The organism is Pseudomonas sp. DD1 (genome assembly GCF_044510355.1).
GTDB classification, from domain to species: Bacteria; Pseudomonadota; Gammaproteobacteria; order Pseudomonadales; family Pseudomonadaceae; genus Aquipseudomonas; species Aquipseudomonas shahriarae.
The window spans coordinates 1-16,720 of sequence record NZ_MSAJ01000006.1; the positions used below are offsets into that span (position 1 = coordinate 1).

15 protein-coding genes are annotated in these 16,720 nt (G+C 62.1%); all 15 read left to right on the top strand.

Annotated elements, in window-relative coordinates; genetic code table 11:
* The first annotated feature begins 440 nt into the window (after window positions 1-440).
* The 15 genes from PSFL_RS04895 (at window position 441) to PSFL_RS04965 (ending at window position 16,705) form a co-directional block, all read left to right on the top strand.
* Complete coding sequence (locus PSFL_RS04895; protein WP_057441810.1) at window positions 441-1,151, top strand: tellurite resistance TerB family protein; 711 nt, start codon at window positions 441-443, stop codon at window positions 1,149-1,151.
* Window positions 1,152-1,298: 147 nt separating this feature from the next.
* A complete protein-coding gene (locus tag PSFL_RS04900) occupies window positions 1,299-2,921 on the top strand; it encodes a methyl-accepting chemotaxis protein (RefSeq protein ID WP_169960732.1) in 1,623 nt (540 codons plus the stop codon).
* On the top strand, window positions 2,921-3,442 hold the full coding sequence (locus PSFL_RS04905) for a chemotaxis protein CheW (protein WP_057441807.1): 522 nt from the start codon (window positions 2,921-2,923) through the stop codon (window positions 3,440-3,442). The genes PSFL_RS04900 and PSFL_RS04905 overlap by 1 nt, the downstream gene beginning before the upstream one ends.
* Window positions 3,442-4,710: a protein-glutamate O-methyltransferase CheR gene (locus PSFL_RS04910; RefSeq protein WP_057958667.1), complete on the top strand. Its 1,269-nt coding sequence runs from the start codon at window positions 3,442-3,444 to the stop codon at window positions 4,708-4,710. The genes PSFL_RS04905 and PSFL_RS04910 overlap by 1 nt, the downstream gene beginning before the upstream one ends.
* Window positions 4,707-5,405 carry a chemotaxis protein CheW gene (locus PSFL_RS04915; RefSeq protein ID WP_397469777.1) on the top strand — a complete coding sequence of 233 codons (699 nt, stop codon included), beginning with the start codon at window positions 4,707-4,709 and terminating at the stop codon, window positions 5,403-5,405. The genes PSFL_RS04910 and PSFL_RS04915 overlap by 4 nt, the downstream gene beginning before the upstream one ends.
* Window positions 5,402-7,699, top strand: a complete 2,298-nt coding sequence (locus PSFL_RS04920; protein ID WP_200656641.1) for a hybrid sensor histidine kinase/response regulator — start codon at window positions 5,402-5,404, stop codon at window positions 7,697-7,699. The genes PSFL_RS04915 and PSFL_RS04920 overlap by 4 nt, the downstream gene beginning before the upstream one ends.
* On the top strand, window positions 7,696-8,706 hold the full coding sequence (locus PSFL_RS04925; RefSeq protein WP_057441802.1) for a chemotaxis response regulator protein-glutamate methylesterase: 1,011 nt from the start codon (window positions 7,696-7,698) through the stop codon (window positions 8,704-8,706). Before PSFL_RS04920 ends, PSFL_RS04925 begins: the two co-directional genes overlap by 4 nt.
* A 51-nt stretch (window positions 8,707-8,757) precedes the next feature.
* Window positions 8,758-9,759: a diguanylate cyclase gene (locus tag PSFL_RS04930; RefSeq protein WP_057441800.1), complete on the top strand. Its 1,002-nt coding sequence runs from the start codon at window positions 8,758-8,760 to the stop codon at window positions 9,757-9,759.
* A 169-nt stretch (window positions 9,760-9,928) separates the two neighbouring features.
* A protein-coding gene (gene prfB, locus PSFL_RS04935) for a peptide chain release factor 2 (RefSeq protein ID WP_115127508.1) occupies window positions 9,929-11,024 on the top strand; the annotation gives its coding sequence in 2 pieces (ribosomal slippage) (window positions 9,929-10,000 and window positions 10,002-11,024; 1,095 coding nt in all).
* An 83-nt stretch (window positions 11,025-11,107) separates the two neighbouring features.
* Entirely contained in the window at window positions 11,108-12,607 is a 1,500-nt protein-coding gene (gene lysS / locus PSFL_RS04940) for a lysine--tRNA ligase (RefSeq protein ID WP_057441798.1), read from the top strand.
* 109 nt (window positions 12,608-12,716) lie between these two features.
* Window positions 12,717-13,433, top strand: a complete 717-nt coding sequence (locus PSFL_RS04945) for a TetR/AcrR family transcriptional regulator (RefSeq protein ID WP_081044192.1) — start codon at window positions 12,717-12,719, stop codon at window positions 13,431-13,433.
* A gap of 43 nt (window positions 13,434-13,476) precedes the next feature.
* A complete protein-coding gene (locus PSFL_RS04950; protein ID WP_397469778.1) occupies window positions 13,477-14,025 on the top strand; it encodes a hypothetical protein in 549 nt (182 codons plus the stop codon).
* A gap of 21 nt (window positions 14,026-14,046) precedes the next feature.
* A complete protein-coding gene (locus PSFL_RS04955) occupies window positions 14,047-15,324 on the top strand; it encodes a flavohemoglobin expression-modulating QEGLA motif protein (RefSeq protein ID WP_397469779.1) in 1,278 nt (425 codons plus the stop codon).
* A 143-nt stretch (window positions 15,325-15,467) separates the two neighbouring features.
* Window positions 15,468-16,382: an alpha/beta hydrolase gene (locus PSFL_RS04960; RefSeq protein ID WP_273872660.1), complete on the top strand. Its 915-nt coding sequence runs from the start codon at window positions 15,468-15,470 to the stop codon at window positions 16,380-16,382.
* Complete coding sequence (locus tag PSFL_RS04965; RefSeq protein ID WP_057441790.1) at window positions 16,379-16,705, top strand: hypothetical protein; 327 nt, start codon at window positions 16,379-16,381, stop codon at window positions 16,703-16,705. The genes PSFL_RS04960 and PSFL_RS04965 overlap by 4 nt, the downstream gene beginning before the upstream one ends.
* Window positions 16,706-16,720 lie beyond the last annotated feature (15 nt).

Genomic DNA, 16,720 nt, shown 5'->3' on the forward strand with positions numbered 1-16,720 from the left:
TCGACGATCAGGTCGGCTGTCAGGCCGCCTCGCTTTGCTTTTGATCTGAGGCGCCCCGTTAAACCACGCTGGCCGTCATCCGATATTGATTTGGGGGGTAACCCGGCAGGACGCCGGGTTAGCCGCGCTGGGCCATGGATGGCCCATCGCGGCGGCCCCCCAAATCAATGTCGGATGACGGGCACACCGAGCCTGGGCGAGGTGCCGAGTGGTGGGGCAAGAGCCCTTTTGGTTACTTTTGGGGCTCTTTTCCAAAAGTGACCCGCCGTAAGGGCGGAACCCTAAGTGGCCGTGACCGCAGCAACGGATATGTACTCCACCGCCCCCACTCCAAAAAAACTGAGTTACATCTGGAAGCACTCTATATCCAGGATTATTGGCACTTAGTTTTACGCTGAAGGCCTATCAACCCTATGAACCCAAGTCTCTGGAGGCTATGAATGAATACCCGTGGATTGCTTGATCAGTTGCTCAAGTCCGGCCAGGACATGCTGCAAAACAAAACTGGCGGTCAACGCAAAGGCGATGACAAAGGTGCCTTGGGCGGCCTGCTCGGCGGTGGCGGGCTCGGCAGCCTGCTCGGTGGCGCAGGTGGCGGGGCATTGGCCGCCGGGGCCATGGGCCTGCTATTGGGCAACAAAAAGGCCCGCAACTTTGGCGGTAAAGCCCTCACCTATGGTGGTCTTGCCGCATTAGGCGTGATTGCCTACAAGGCCTACGGCAACTGGCAGGCACAACAGGCCGGCGCGCCCAAAGGCGAACCGCAGACCCTCGACCGCCTGCCACCGGCCCAGGTCGAACTGCATAGCCAGGCCATCCTCAAGGCCCTGGTGGCCGCCGCCAAGGCCGACGGCCATGTGGACGAGCGCGAGCGTGCGTTGATCGAAGGCGAATTCGTCAAGCTGGACAACGACCAGGAACTGCAACGCTGGCTGCATGCCGAACTCAACAAACCCCTGGATCCCACCGATGTCGCCCGCGCTGCCAGCACCCCGGAAATGGCCGCCGAAATGTACATCGCCAGCGTCATGCTGGTGGACGAGGAGAACTTCATGGAGAAGTCCTACCTCGACGAATTGGCCCGCCAGCTGAAGCTGGAGCCGGGCCTCAAGATCGAACTGGAAAAACAGGTACGCCAAGCCACGCTCTGACCCGCCCCGTACAGAAAACCACCCCGTCACCGTCCAGGTTGCGGGGTGTTTTTATATTTCGTGAGACTTGGCCCACAACCCATTGATAAATGATGGCACGGCCTCAGCTATACTCCTCGGCATTTGATCGGCCTTCGAGGAATTACTGTGAAGAACTGGACCTTGCGCCAACGCATCTTGGCGAGCTTTGCGGTGATTATCGCCATCATGCTGCTGATGGTTGTGGTCTCGTATTCACGGTTGCTGAAGATCGAAGCGAGCGAAAACGTGGTACGCGACGATGCCGTACCGGGGGTGTTTTTCAGCTCGATGATCCGTAGCGCCTGGGTCGACAGCTACCTGCAGACCCAGGAGTTGATCGGGTTGCGCGAGCACCTGGGCATTTCCGACGCGGATAAGCAGGATTACAAGGCGTTCGAGGCGCGGCTGGAGCAGCATATGGCCAGTTACGCCAAGACGATCAATATCGACCAGGATCGTACCGAGTTCGACACCTTTGAAGCCCTGCACCTGAAGTACAACCAAGTACTTGCCCACGTCCTGGAGCTGCATGCGGCCAACAAGGAAGCCGAAGCGGTCAAAATGTTCGACGAGCAATTGACCCCGGCCTGGACCGCAGGGCGCATGAAGCTCAATGACATCATCAACGAGAACAAAACAGTCGCGGACAACGCCACCGCGGCCATTGATGATGCTGTGGCTGCCGCGAAAATCAGTATGGGCGTGTCGCTGCTCCTGGCGATCCTCGCCGCCGGCCTGTGCGGGCTGCTGCTGATGCGCGCGATCATGGCGCCGATGAAGCGCATCGTCGATATCCTCGAAACCATGCGCACCGGCGATCTGAGCAAGCGCCTGAACCTGGACCGCAAGGACGAGTTCGGTGCAGTGGAAACCGGCTTCAATGACATGATGACCGAGCTGACCGCCCTGGTATCCCAGGCCCAGCGTTCGTCGGTGCAGGTCACCACCTCGGTGACCGAGATTGCCGCCACCTCCAAGCAGCAACAGGCCACGGCTACCGAAACGGCCGCTACTACCACCGAAATCGGCGCCACCTCGCGGGAAATTGCTGCCACGTCCAAGGACCTGGTGCGCACCATGACCGAAGTGTCTACCGCCGCCGACCAGGCCTCGGTGGCCGCCGGTTCCGGCCAGCAAGGCCTGGCCCGAATGGAAGAAACCATGCACTCGGTGATGGGTGCCGCCGATCTGGTCAACGCCAAGCTGGCGATCCTCAACGAGAAGGCCGGCAACATCAACCAGGTGGTCGTGACCATCGTCAAGGTAGCCGACCAGACCAACCTGCTGTCCCTCAACGCCGCCATCGAGGCCGAAAAGGCCGGTGAGTACGGGCGCGGCTTTGCCGTGGTCGCCACCGAAGTAAGGCGCCTGGCCGACCAGACCGCCGTGGCCACCTACGATATCGAGCAGATGGTGCGCGAGATCCAATCGGCGGTATCGGCCGGCGTGATGGGCATGGACAAGTTCTCCGAAGAGGTCCGTCGCGGGATGTTCGAGGTGCAGCAGGTCGGCGAGCAACTGTCGCAGATCATCCATCAGGTCCAGGCCCTGGCGCCGCGGGTGCTGATGGTCAACGAGGGCATGCAGGCCCAGGCCACGGGGGCCGAGCAGATCAACCATGCCTTGGTGCAATTGGGCGATGCCAGCAGCCAGACCGTGGAGTCCCTGCGCCAGGCCAGTTTTGCCATTGATGAACTGAGCCAGGTTGCGGTGGGTCTGCGCAGCGGCGTGTCGCGTTTTAAAGTCTGATGAGCGATCCAGCGGCGAAACGCGGCGCGGTGACGGCAGCCAAAAAAGCCTTGTTCCTGGTGTTTCATATCGGCAGCGAGCGCTACGCCCTCAAGGCCACGGAAGTGGCCGAGGTGCTGCCGCGCCTGCCGCTCAAGCCGATCGCCCATGCGCCGGTGTGGGTCGCCGGGATCTTTGCCCATCGCGGCAACATGGTGCCGGTGATCGACCTCAGCGCCCTGACCTTTGGTACATCGGCCCAGGCCCGCACCAGTACGCGTCTGGTATTGGTCAACTATCGGCCAGAAACCTGGCTGGAGCCGCGCTGGCTGGGGCTGATCCTCGAGCAGGCCACTGACACCCTGCGCTGCGACCCGGCGGACTTCCAGCCCTACGGCCTGGACAATCGCCAGGCGCCCTACCTGGGGCCGGTGCGCGAAGACGAGCGGGGGCTGATGCAGTGGATCGGCGTCGCCGACCTGCTGACCCCCGAGGTCTGCGCTTTGCTGTTTGCCCCCGACCTGACCGTTGGGGAGGCGTGATGAGCAATGATCAACGCTTCTTCGACTTCCTCAAGGAGCGCATCGGCCTGGATGTCGCCTCGGTGGGCGAAGCCATCATCGAGCGCGCCGTGCGCCAGCGCAGCCAGGCGTTGCAGGGGCTGAGTGCCGATCAGTACTGGCAACGCCTGCAAACCAGCAGCGAGGAACAACAGGCGCTGATCGAAGCGGTCATCGTTCCCGAAACCTGGTTTTTCCGTTATCCCGAATCCTTTGCCACCCTGGCGCGGCTGGCGGTGACACGGCTGGGCGAAATCAAGCATATGCGCGCCCTGCGCATTCTCAGCTTGCCGTGTTCCACCGGCGAGGAACCCTATTCCATCGCCATGGCCCTGCTCGATGCGGGCCTTTCGCCCCACCAGTTCAAGGTGCAAGGCATGGACGTCAGCCCATTGTCGGTGGAGCGGGCGCGGCGCGGGGTGTATGGCAAGAACTCCTTCCGTGGCCAGGACCTCGAGTTTCGTGAGCGGCATTTCAGCGCCGAGAGCGACGGCTATCGCGTCGCCGACCGGGTGCGTGAGCAAGTGCGCCTGCAAGTGGGCAACCTGCTGGACCCGCAGTTGCTGGCCAATGAGCCGACTTATGACTTTGTGTTCTGCCGCAACCTGCTGATCTACTTCGACCAGCCGACCCAGAAGCAGGTCTTTGAAGTGCTCAAGGGCCTGACCCATGTCGACGGCGTGCTGTTTATCGGCCCGGCCGAAGGCAGCCTGCTGGGACGCCTGGGCATGCGCTCGATTGGTGTGCCGCAGTCGTTTGCCTTCAGTCGCCACGCCGAAGCCGCGCCGCCTGAGCCGGTCTTTACCCCCATGCCGGCGCCGCTGCCGCAACGCAGCGCAGCGCCGATTGCGAGTAAACCGCGAGCATTCAGTGCATTCGCAGCGCCGGTGGCGCCGATCAAGCCTGCGCCGGTGCATTCGGATGCTGCCGATCTGCTCGGGCAGATCGCAACCCTGGCCAATGAAGGCAAGAGCCTTGAGGCCCGTGCTGCCTGTGAGCTGTACCTGCAAACTCATCCGCCGGCGGCCCAGGTGTTTTACTGGCTGGGCCTGCTCAGCGATGTGGCGGGTAGCGCCCTGGAAGCCCAGGGGTATTATCGAAAAGCCTTGTACCTGGAACCCCAGCATCCGCAGGCCTTGATGCACCTGGCCGCACTGCTGGAATCCCAGGGCGATACGGCGGGGGCGCGGCGCTTGCAAGCCCGTGCTGCCCGTAGCGAGCGAGCCGCTGACAGTGAGCGTAAACGATGAGTAGCTCCGCATCCCCGGACACCGGCCTGAACCTGACGGTCGCCGATACCCAGGCCATTGACGATTGCTGGAACCGCATCGGGATCCACGGCGATAAATCCTGCCCGTTGCTGGCCGAGCATATCCACTGCCGCAATTGTGCGGTGTATTCGGCAGCGGCCACCCGCCTGCTGGATCGCTATGCATTGCAGCAAGAGGACCGTCACCCTGGCGCTGCGACACAGGCGGACGACGAGGTGGCCGCCCGGTCCTTGCTGATGTTCCGCCTGGGCGAGGAATGGCTGGGCATCGCCACCCGCTGCCTGGTGGAAGTGGCGCCCCTGCAGCCGATCCATTCCTTGCCCCACCAGCGCTCGCGGGCCTTGCTCGGGGTCGCCAATGTGCGCGGTGCGCTGGTGGCCTGCCTGTCTCTGGTGGAGTTGCTCGGGCTCGACAGCAGCGGCGGCGGCGCCAGTGGCGGGCGGATCATGCCGCGCATGCTGATCATCGCCGCGCAGGATGGCCCGGTAGTGGTGCCGGTGGATGAAGTGGATGGCATCCATGCCATTGATGAGCGCACCCTGAAAGCCGCGTCTGCCTCCGGCACCCAGGCCAGTGCGCGCTACACCCAGGGTGTGTTGCCGTTCAAGGGCCGGAGCCTGCGCTGGCTGGACGAGACGCAACTGCTGTCTGCCGTGACCCGGAGCCTGTCATGACCCCCGACCAGATGCGCGACGCCTCGCTGCTGGAACTGTTCAGCCTGGAAGCCGATGCCCAGACCCAGGTCCTGAGTGCCGGCCTGCTGGCCCTGGAACGCAACCCGACCCAGGCCGACCAACTTGAGGCGTGCATGCGCGCGGCGCATTCGCTCAAAGGCGCGGCGCGGATTGTCGGGGTCGATGCTGGCGTCAGCGTGGCTCACGTGATGGAAGACTGCCTGGTCAGCGCCCAGGAAAGCCGGCTGTTTCTGCAACCCGAACATATCGACGCGTTGTTGCAGGGCACCGACCTGCTGATGCGCATCGCCACACCGGGTAACACCGTGGGCCCGGCCGATATCCAGGCGTATGTGGCGCTGATGGAACGCTTGCTGGACCCGTCGCAACCCATGGCCCAGGTGGTTGCACCGCCGCCCGTGGCTGCGCCGCTCGCGCAGCCGCTGCCGTCCCTTGAAGAATCGCTGCTATTGCCCCCGGAGCCGGAGGCCGCGCCGCCGGTCAGCAGTGATGCGCCGCGCCACAACAAACGTATGACCGAAGGCGGCGAGCGGGTGTTGCGGGTCACCGCCGAGCGCTTGAACAGCCTGTTGGACCTGTCCAGCAAATCCCTGGTGGAAACCCAGCGGCTCAAGCCTTACCTGTCCAGCCTGCAACGCCTCAAGCGCATCCAAAGCAATAGCGCCCGGGCCCTGGACAACCTGGATGGCCAGCTCAAGACCGTCGACCTGAACCTCGAAGCCCAGGAAGCCCTGGCCGATGCCCGCCGCCTGTTGAGCGAAGCGCAGTTGCTGCTGGCGGAAAAGACCGCCGAACTGGATGAGTTCGGCTGGCAGGCCGGGCAGCGCGCCCAGGTGTTGTATGACACCGCGCTGGCGTGCCGCATGCGCCCGTTTGCCGATGTGCTGGCGGGACAGGCGCGCATGGTGCGCGACCTGGGCCGCAGCCTGGGCAAGCAGGTGCGCCTGGAAATCGAAGGCGAGAAGACTCAGGTTGACCGTGATGTCCTGGAAAAACTCGAAGCGCCGCTGACCCATTTGTTGCGCAATGCCGTCGATCACGGCATTGAGATGCCCGAGCAGCGCCTGCTGGCGGGCAAGCCGGCCGAAGGCCTGATCCGCCTGCGTGCCTCGCACCAGGCTGGCCTGTTGGTACTGGAATTGAGTGATGACGGTAACGGCGTGGACCTTGCGCGCCTGCGCGACAGTATTGTCGAGCGCAATCTGTCGCCACTGGAAACCGCCTTGCGCCTGAGCGAAGAGGAATTGCTGACCTTCCTGTTCCTGCCGGGCTTCAGCCTGCGCGACAAGGTGACCGAAGTCTCCGGGCGCGGTGTCGGCCTGGATGCGGTGCAACACATGGTCCGCCAACTGCGCGGTGCGGTGGTACTGGAGCAGACGGCAGGGCAGGGCAGCCGCTTCCATCTGGAAGTGCCGCTGACCTTGTCGGTGGTGCGTAGCCTGGTGGTGGAGGTTGGCGAAGAAGCCTACGCCTTCCCCCTGGCCCATATCGAGCGCATGTGCGACCTGGAACCCGACGAAATCGTGCAACTGGAAGGCCGCCAGCATTTCTGGCACGAAGGCCGGCATGTCGGCCTGGTCGCGGCCAGCCAGTTGTTGCAGCGCCCGCCCGGGCAGACCAGCCAGGATACCCTCAAGGTCGTGGTAATCCGCGAGCGCGATGCGGTGTACGGGATTGCCGTAGAGCGTTTTATCGGCGAGCGCACCCTGGTGGTGCTGCCGCTGGACGATCGCCTGGGCAAGGTGCAGGACATTTCTGCCGGTGCGCTGCTGGATGACGGCTCGGTGGTGTTGATCGTCGATGTCGAAGACATGCTGCGCTCGGTGGACAAGCTGCTCAACACCGGCCGCCTGGAACGCATTGCCCGCCGCGCGCAGCAAACCGTCGAGGCCACGCGCAAGCGCATCCTGGTGGTGGATGACTCGCTTACCGTGCGTGAACTGCAGCGCAAGCTATTACTTAATCGTGGATATGAGGTGGCGGTCGCCGTTGATGGCATGGATGGCTGGAATGCTCTGCGTTCCGAAGACTTCGACCTGCTGATTACTGACATTGATATGCCACGCATGGACGGTATCGAATTGGTCACACTTTTACGCCGTGACACTCGCCTGCAGTCGCTGCCGGTGATGGTGGTGTCCTACAAGGATCGTGAAGAAGACCGGCGGCGCGGCCTGGATGCCGGCGCCGACTATTACCTGGCCAAGGCCAGTTTCCATGATGACGCCCTGCTCGATGCGGTGGTGGAACTGATTGGAGGCGCCCGGGCATGAAGATCGCCATCGTCAATGACATGCCCCTGGCGGTCGAGGCCTTGCGCCGGGCCTTGAGCTTCGAACCGGCCCATCAAGTAGTGTGGGTTGCCACCAATGGCCTGGAAGCGGTGCAGCGCTGTGCCGAGCTGACCCCGGACCTGATCCTGATGGACCTGATCATGCCGGTGATGGACGGCGTCGAGGCCACCCGGCAGATCATGGCCGAGACGCCATGCGCTATCGTTATCGTTACCGTGGATCGCCAGCAGAATGTCAGCCGCGTGTTTGAAGCCATGGGCCATGGTGCCCTGGATGTGGTGGACACCCCGGCATTGGGGGTTGGCGATGCCAAGGAGGCGGCCGCGCCCCTGTTGCGCAAGATCCTTAATATTGGCTGGCTGATCGGCCAGCGCGGCAGCCGGGTGCGGGCCGAACCTGTGCATCCGCGGGGGACGGGCAAGCGCCAGAGCCTGGTCGCGATCGGCTCTTCGGCGGGCGGCCCGGCGGCGCTGGAAACCCTGCTCAAGGGCTTGCCTCGGGACTTTGCGGCAGCCATTGTGCTGGTGCAGCATGTGGACCAGGTATTCGCCGCCGGCATGGCCGAGTGGCTGAGCAGCGCCTCGGGCCTGCCGGTGCGCCTGGCACGCGAAGGTGAGCCACCGCAAAGCGGCGTGGTATTGCTGGCCGGCACCAATCATCATATCCGGCTGCTGAAAAACGGCACGTTGGCCTACACGGCGGAACCCGTGAACGAGATTTATCGGCCGTCCATCGACGTGTTTTTCGAGAGCGTCGCCAGCCATTGGAACGGCGATGCCGTCGGCGTATTACTGACCGGCATGGGACGCGACGGAGCCCAGGGACTCAAATTGATGCGTCAGCAAGGCTATCTGACCATCGCTCAGGATCAGCAGAGCTGTGCGGTTTACGGCATGCCCAAAGCGGCGGCGGCGATTGATGCCGCTGTTGAGATTCGCCCGTTGGACAGAATTGCGCCACGATTGCTGGAGGTATTCGCAAAATGACCGATATAACTCGCTGTCCTGGCCTGCACGTAGTAATTCAGGTGACCGCAAATGAATGATTTACAGCTCGACGACTTCAAGACCGACGAGAACGCCGCCATGGTGTTGCTGGTGGACGACCAGGCGATGATCGGCGAAGCCGTGCGACGCGGTCTGGCCCATGAGGAGAATATCGACTTCCACTTCTGTGCCGACCCCCACCAGGCCATCTCCCAGGCGATCCGCATCAAGCCGACGGTGATTCTCCAGGACCTGGTCATGCCCGGGCTGGACGGCCTGACCCTGGTGCGCGAATACCGCAACCACCCGGCGACGCAGAACATCCCGATCATCGTGCTCTCGACCAAGGAAGACCCGCTGATCAAGAGCGCCGCGTTTGCCGCCGGGGCCAATGATTACCTGGTGAAACTGCCGGACAACATCGAACTGGTGGCGCGTATCCGCTACCACTCGCGCTCCTACATGACCCTGTTGCAGCGGGATGCGGCCTACCGTGCATTGCGGGTCAGCCAGCAACAACTGCTGGACACCAACCTGGTGCTGCAGCGGTTGATGAACTCCGACGGTTTGACCGGACTGTCCAACCGCCGGCATTTCGACGAATACCTGGAGCTGGAATGGCGGCGCGCCATGCGGGACCAGACCCAGTTGTCGTTGTTGATGATCGACGTGGACTTCTTCAAGACCTACAACGACAGCTTTGGCCACCTGGAAGGAGACGAGGCGCTGCGTAAGGTGGCGGCGAGCATCCGTGACGCCAGCAGCCGTCCTTCGGACCTGCCGGCGCGCTACGGGGGCGAGGAGTTTGCCCTGGTGTTGCCGAACACCTCGCCGGGCGGTGCGCGGTTGGTGGCGGAGAAACTGCGCCAGGCTGTTGCCGCGTTGAAAATCCCGCATATCGCACCCTCTGAAGGGGCGAGCCTGACCATCAGCATTGGCCTGGCGACCATGACGCCGTTGCTGGGGACTGATTGCCGGCAATTGATCTCGGCGGCGGACAAGGGGTTGTATCTGGCCAAGCATAATGGGCGCAACCAGGTGGGGATCGAATAGCCTGCAGGACACCGCCAACCCAATGTGGGAGCCCGCTCCCACCTTTGATCGTTATCGTCCTGTAGATATCACACAAACCCGGCCTTTTCGGCCAAGCGGACTGCCGTTTCCAGCCTTTTGCCGTTATACTCGCCGGCTTTCAAAAGTTCGCCAACGAGTGCTGCCCGCCATGGAAATCAACCCGATCCTGAACACCATCAAGGACCTGTCCGAGCGCTCCGAAACTATTCGGGGGTATCTTTGACTACGATCAAAAGCATGAGCGTCTGACCGAAGTCAATCGCGAGCTTGAAGATCCGGCTGTCTGGAACAAACCTGAATACGCCCAGGAACTGGGCCGCGAGCGCGCTGCGCTGGCGCAGATCGTCGACACCCTCGACGAGTTGAACACCGGTCTGGGCGATTGCCGCGACCTGCTGGACATGGCCGTCGAAGAAAACGACGAAGGCGCAGTGGGCGATGTCGTCGCCGAGCTGGCCCGTCTCGAGGAAAACCTCGCCAAGCTTGAATTCCGCCGCATGTTCAGCCACGAAATGGACCCGAACAACGCCTACCTGGATATCCAGGCCGGTTCCGGTGGCACCGAAGCCCAGGACTGGGCCAACATCCTGCTGCGCATGTACCTGCGCTGGGCCGACAAACGCGGTTTCGAAGCGACCATCATGGAGCTGTCCGCCGGTGAAGTCGCCGGTATCAAGGGCGCGACCGTGCATATCAAGGGTGAATACGCCTTTGGCTGGCTGCGGACCGAGATCGGCGTACACCGCCTGGTGCGCAAGAGCCCGTTCGACTCCGGCAACCGTCGCCACACTTCGTTCTCCGCCGTTTTCGTCTCCCCAGAGATCGACGACAAGGTGGAAATCGAGATCAACCCGGCCGACCTGCGGATCGACACCTACCGTTCCTCCGGTGCCGGCGGTCAGCACGTAAACACCACTGACTCGGCCGTACGTATCACCCACGTACCGACCAATACCGTGGTCAGCTGCCAGAACGAACGTTCCCAGCACGCCAACAAGGACACCGCCATGAAAATGCTGCGGGCCAAGTTGTACGAGCAGGAAATGCAGAAGCGCAACGCCGCTTCCCAGGCGCTGGAAGACACCAAGTCGGATATCGGCTGGGGTCACCAGATCCGTTCGTATGTGCTTGATGCTTCGCGGATCAAGGATCTGCGCACTAACATCGAACGCAGCGACTGCGACAAGGTACTCGACGGCGATATCGACGAATACCTGGAAGCGAGCCTGAAGTCCGGCCTGTAACACCCTCTGTGGGAGCGGGCTTGCCCGCGATCCCCAGGCCGAAGGCCTGGGGGCAACGAACCTGTGATGGAAAATTTAAAGACATGAGCGACCAACAACTCGACCAGGCCCTGCAACAGGAAGAAAACTCCCTGATCGCCCTGCGCAAGGAAAAGCTTGCTGCCGAGCGCGCCAAGGGCAATGCCTTCCCCAACGACTTCCGCCGCGAAAACTACTGCGATGCCTTGCAGAAGCAGTACGCGGACAAGACCAAGGAAGAGCTGGCTGAAGCGGCGATCCCGGTCAAGGTGGCAGGTCGCATCATGCTCAACCGTGGCTCGTTCATGGTGATCCAGGACATGACCGGGCGCATCCAGGTCTACGTCAACCGCAAGACCCTCCCGGAAGAAACCCTGGCCTCGGTGAAAACCTGGGACATGGGCGACATCATTGCCGCCGAAGGCACCCTGGCCCGTTCCGGCAAGGGCGACCTGTACGTCGAAATGACCAACGTGCGCCTGCTGACCAAGTCGCTGCGCCCGCTGCCGGACAAGCACCACGGCCTGACCGACACCGAGCAGCGCTATCGCCAGCGCTATGTTGACCTGATCGTCAACGAAGAAGTGCGCCAGACCTTCCGCGTGCGTTCGCAAGTAATCGCGCACATCCGCAGCTTCCTGATGGCGCGTGACTTCCTCGAAGTCGAGACGCCGATGCTGCAGACCATCCCGGGCGGCGCCGCAGCCAAGCCGTTCGAAACCCACCACAATGCCCTGGACCTGGAAATGTTCCTGCGTATCGCGCCGGAGCTGTACCTCAAGCGCCTGGTGGTGGGTGGTTTTGAGAAGGTGTTCGAGATCAACCGCAACTTCCGTAACGAAGGTGTCTCGACCCGTCACAACCCGGAATTCACCATGTTGGAGTTCTACCAGGCCTACGCCGACTACGAAGACAACATGGACCTGACCGAAGAACTGTTCCGCGAGCTGGCGCAACTGGTCCTGGGCAGCACCGACGTGCCTTACGGCGACAAGGTGTTCCATTTCGGCGAGCCGTTCGTGCGTCTGTCGGTGTTCGACTCGATCCTCAAGTACAACCCTGAGCTGACCGCTGACGACCTGAACGACATCGACAAGGCTCGCGCCATCGCCAAGAAAGCCGGGGCCAAGGTCCTGGGCTTCGAAGGCCTGGGCAAGCTGCAGGTGATGATTTTCGAAGAGCTGGTGGAGCACAAGCTGGAGCAGCCGCACTTCATCACTCAGTACCCGTTCGAAGTGTCGCCGCTGGCCCGTCGCAACGACGACAACCCGAACGTCACCGACCGTTTCGAGCTGTTTATCGGTGGTCGCGAAATCGCCAACGCCTACTCCGAGCTTAACGACGCGGAAGACCAGGCCGAGCGTTTCATGGCCCAGGTGGCCGACAAGGACGCCGGTGACGACGAAGCCATGCACTACGACGCCGACTTCGTGCGCGCGCTGGAGTACGGCATGCCGCCAACGGCCGGTGAGGGTATCGGTATCGACCGTCTGGTGATGTTGCTCACCAACTCACCGTCGATCCGCGATGTCATCTTGTTCCCGCATATGCGGCCGCAAGCGTAACCGCAGCAAATCATCAAGCCGCCTTTTATAAGGCGGCTTTTTTGTGGGGCCTGAACTAACGTCAAGCAAACGGCGCCAGGCTTCTGTTGATAGGAGAGGACGATCTTTCGTGAAGCGCGTAATGGCTCAAGAAGGCGCCGCTGGCATTGCTGCCGCCGTGGCTGAAAGTGTTCAGTACCAAGGGCGCAAGGCCAGTCGCCAGGGCAGCGAGCAGCGTCGGCAAGACATCCTCGATGCGGCGATGCGCATTGTCGTGCGCGACGGCGTGCGCGCCGTGCGCCATCGGGCGGTGGCGGCGGAGGCGGGTGTGCCGTTGTCGGCGACCACCTACTACTTCAAGGATATCGACGACCTGCTCACCGACACCTTTGCCCAGTACGTGGAGCGCAGTGCGGCGTTCATGGGCAAGTTGTGGGTGCGCAATGAGGGCTTGCTGCGCGAGATGGTGGCTTATGGTGATGGCAGCGCCGAGTCGCGCTCGCAACTGGCCGATGATATTGCGCGGCTGACCGCCGATTACGTCCTGCGCCAACTGCTTAACCGTCGCGAGTACCTGATGGCCGAGCAGGCGTTTCGCCAGGAGGCCTTGTTGAACCCGCGCCTGGCCGACCTGGTGCGCTCCCATCAGCAGATTCTGTTGCAGGGCACTTGCCAGTTTTTCCAGGTATTGGGCTCCCGCGAACCCCAGCAAGATGCCAAAGTGTTGACGGCGATTATCAGTCGGATGGAATATCAGGGCCTGCTGTTCGAGCCCGAGGCCCTGACTGGCGAAGAAATGCTCGAGATTCTCAAGCGTTACATGCACCTGGTACTGGCCTCGGTCTAGTCGTGTAGGAGCCGGGCCACCCAAAACAGCTGTGGAGTGATGGATGAAAACCTGGCGTGTGGTTGTGACCGCAATGGTGATGCTGCTCCTGAGCGGCTGCCTGGTGACCTTCAAGGAGCCCCTGCCGGCCAGCGAGGCCGCACCTGACGCGCTGCTGGGCAAGTGGGCCAGCAGGAACGCCTGGGGCGAACCGCTCGACCTGCAGATCAGTCGCGCTGGACAGCATCGCTACAAGGCGGTGAGCACTTCGCAAACCAAACCGGTCAAGCGCGACGAATATTTGTTCAGCGTGTCCCGCCACGGCAACCGCTGGTACCTGTCGGCGCCGCTGCCGGACAAGCTGGGTGGGCATTTTATCCTCGCCGGCTTTGAATTGAATGAGGCTCGCGAACTGGTGGTCTACAACCTCGACCCCGAGGCAATCAACCAGGCCATCGCGCAGAAAATCCTGATTGGCAGCCAAGTGGAAACTGTCGAAGGTGACGGCATATTGATCGACAGCCCCATGAGCCAGATCCTGGCTTACCTGGATGATCCGGCCAACGCCGATGTGTTTGTCGAAGCCGTACGCTATAAGCGTGTGGGCAAATAACGTTTAAAGAGGGAGCACCGGGTGGACGATTACCAGCAGACGATACGCACCTTGTCCGATCGCATTGTGCTGGCGCAGACACCGATTCGCGTCCTCGACGCCGTGAAGTGGGACGACAACATTCGCAAGGGTTTCCTCCAGGGCAAGGGCAAGCACATGCCGGCCGTGGACCGCGACTATTACCTGAGCCGGCCACTGTCGTTCGATTCCAGCAAGGTGAAGCTGGAGTTCCAGAACATCGAGCGCGATATCACCCGCCAACTGGGCCAGTTCAACCCGGTCGGGCAGATCATGCGGCGCATGTGCAAGGAGTACCGCATGGTGGTGCGCATGCTCGAAGCCCGTGGCACCGAGGATTTCGGCCTGATTTCCCAAGAGCTTTACGGCGCCGCCTCCGATGCATTCCATGCCGGCGACCCGACCCTGGCCGACCTGGGCCTGATGCTTTCCGACTACCTGAATAACATCGACGGTCGTGGCGACCTCAAGGACGAAGCCAAGACCCTGACCGCCAAGGACGCTGTGGGCCTGCTGCAAAGCCGCCTGAACAAAGTGTTTGGCGAAGCCGAAGAAACCATTCGCGTGTTTGAATCCGACGGCATCGTTGCCGACGCGGCGGCGGGCGCCGACTACATCAAGATCCGCGCCGATGCGATGTTCAACGAGCGGGATGTGCGGGCCCTGGAAGTGCACGAAGGGCTGGTCCATGTGGGCACCACCCTCAATGGCCAGAACCAGCCGATCTGCACCTTCCTGTCCAAGGGCCCACCGTCGTCGACCGTGACCCAGGAAGGCCTGGCAATCTTGATGGAGATCATCACCTTTGCCTCTTACCCCAGCCGCCTGCGCAAGCTGACCAACCGCACCCGCGCGATCCATATGGTGGAAGAGGGCGCCGATTTCCTGCAGGTGTTCGAGTTCTTCCGCGAGCAAGGCTTTGAAATGGCCGAGAGCTACGGCAATGCCAGCCGGGTGTTCCGCGGCTCGACGCCGACGGGGCTGCCGTTTACCAAGGATCTGTCGTACCTCAAGGGCTTTATCATGGTCTACAACTATATCCAGCTGGCCGTGCGCAAGGGCAAGCTGGAGCAGGTGCCGCTGTTGTTCTGCGGCAAGACCACCCTGGAAGACATGCGTACTTTGCGCCAGTTGGTGGACGAAGGCCTGGTGGTGCCGCCCAAATACCTGCCGGATCAGTTCCGGGACATGAACGCGCTGTCGGCATGGATGTGCTTCTCCAACTTCCTCAACCACCTGAGCCTGGACCGGATCGAGGCGGATTACTCCAATATCCTCTGACCAAACCCCATCAACTGTGGGAGCAGGCTTGCCTGCGATCGCGGTCTGTCAGCCACCGGTGGAGTAACTGACAGCCAGCTCCCACAGTTAGTCTTCATTGATTATCAGGGTTGTGTCCCCACCCATTTGCGAGGTTTCAACGGATGAGACTCCTCGGCATTCTATGCCTGCTCCTCACCCTCAATGGCTGCAGCTCGCTGCTGTTCTACCCCGAGCCCGGCCTGCCGTTCAGTCCACAGCAGGCGCGCCTGGAATACCGTGACGTCACCCTGACCACCGCCGATGGCCTGAAGTTGCGGGCCTGGTGGCTGCCAGCCAAGGCGGGCGTGCCGCTCAAGGGCACGGTGCTGCACCTGCACGGTAATGGGGGCAACCTCTCCGGGCACCTGGGCGGCAGTTGGTGGTTGCCGGCCCAGGGCTATCAAGTGCTGATGCTGGACTATCGCGGCTATGGCGTGTCAGAAGGCAAACCTTCGTTGCCGGCCATTTACAAGGATCTGGATGCCGCCTTCCAGTGGCTCGACCAGGCCCCTGAAACCCAAGGGCAGCCGCTGGTGGTCCTCGGCCAGAGCCTGGGCGGGGCGTTGGCCGTGCATTACCTGGCCGCGCACCCCGAGCGACAGCCCCGGCTCAAGGCGCTGGTGCTCGATGGCGTGCCTGCCAGTTATCGTGATGTAGGGCAATTCGCCCTGAGCACTTCCTGGCTAACATGGCCGTTCCAGGTGCCGTTGTCGTGGCTGGTGCCAGACGCCGACAGTGCGATCCATGGCATGCCACAGCTGACTGGCGTGCCGAAACTGCTGTTCCATAGCCTGGATGATCCGATCGTGCCGCTTTCCAACGGCATCCGTCTGTATCAAGCTGCGCCGCCGCCAAGGGTGTTGCAACTGACCCGGGGCGGGCATGTGCAGACCTTTGCCGACAAGACCTGGCAAACCGTAATGCTGCGCTATCTTGACGATCCGCAGCATTTCAACGGTTTGCGCCGCCTGGGGGAAATTCCCAATTATCCGGCGGCTGCCAATCCTAAAACCGAATCATCAGAGAGCCCGCAATGAGCGAAGAACGCAACATGATCCCCCTGATCCTCACCGGCATCGGCACCATCATCGGTACCGTTGGCTGCCTGTGGTACTACGGCTACCTGCACTTCGCCAAGCCTGAGGATGCGTTGCTGCTCAGCGACTACACCATGCTCAAGACCGTGCCCGGCGAGGACTACAAAGTTTCCCTGACCCCGGCTCCCCAAGTGGCGCAATGCGTCGACGGTGTGCTGGTGCTGTTCGATACCGAGCAAAAGGGGCTGACGGGCGTGCTGGTGAACAGCAAGAAGCAGGCGGTGCGTTGCATGGGCCAGGAAACCCCTCAACTGCAGGAGTGAGCCTACCGGTAGTTT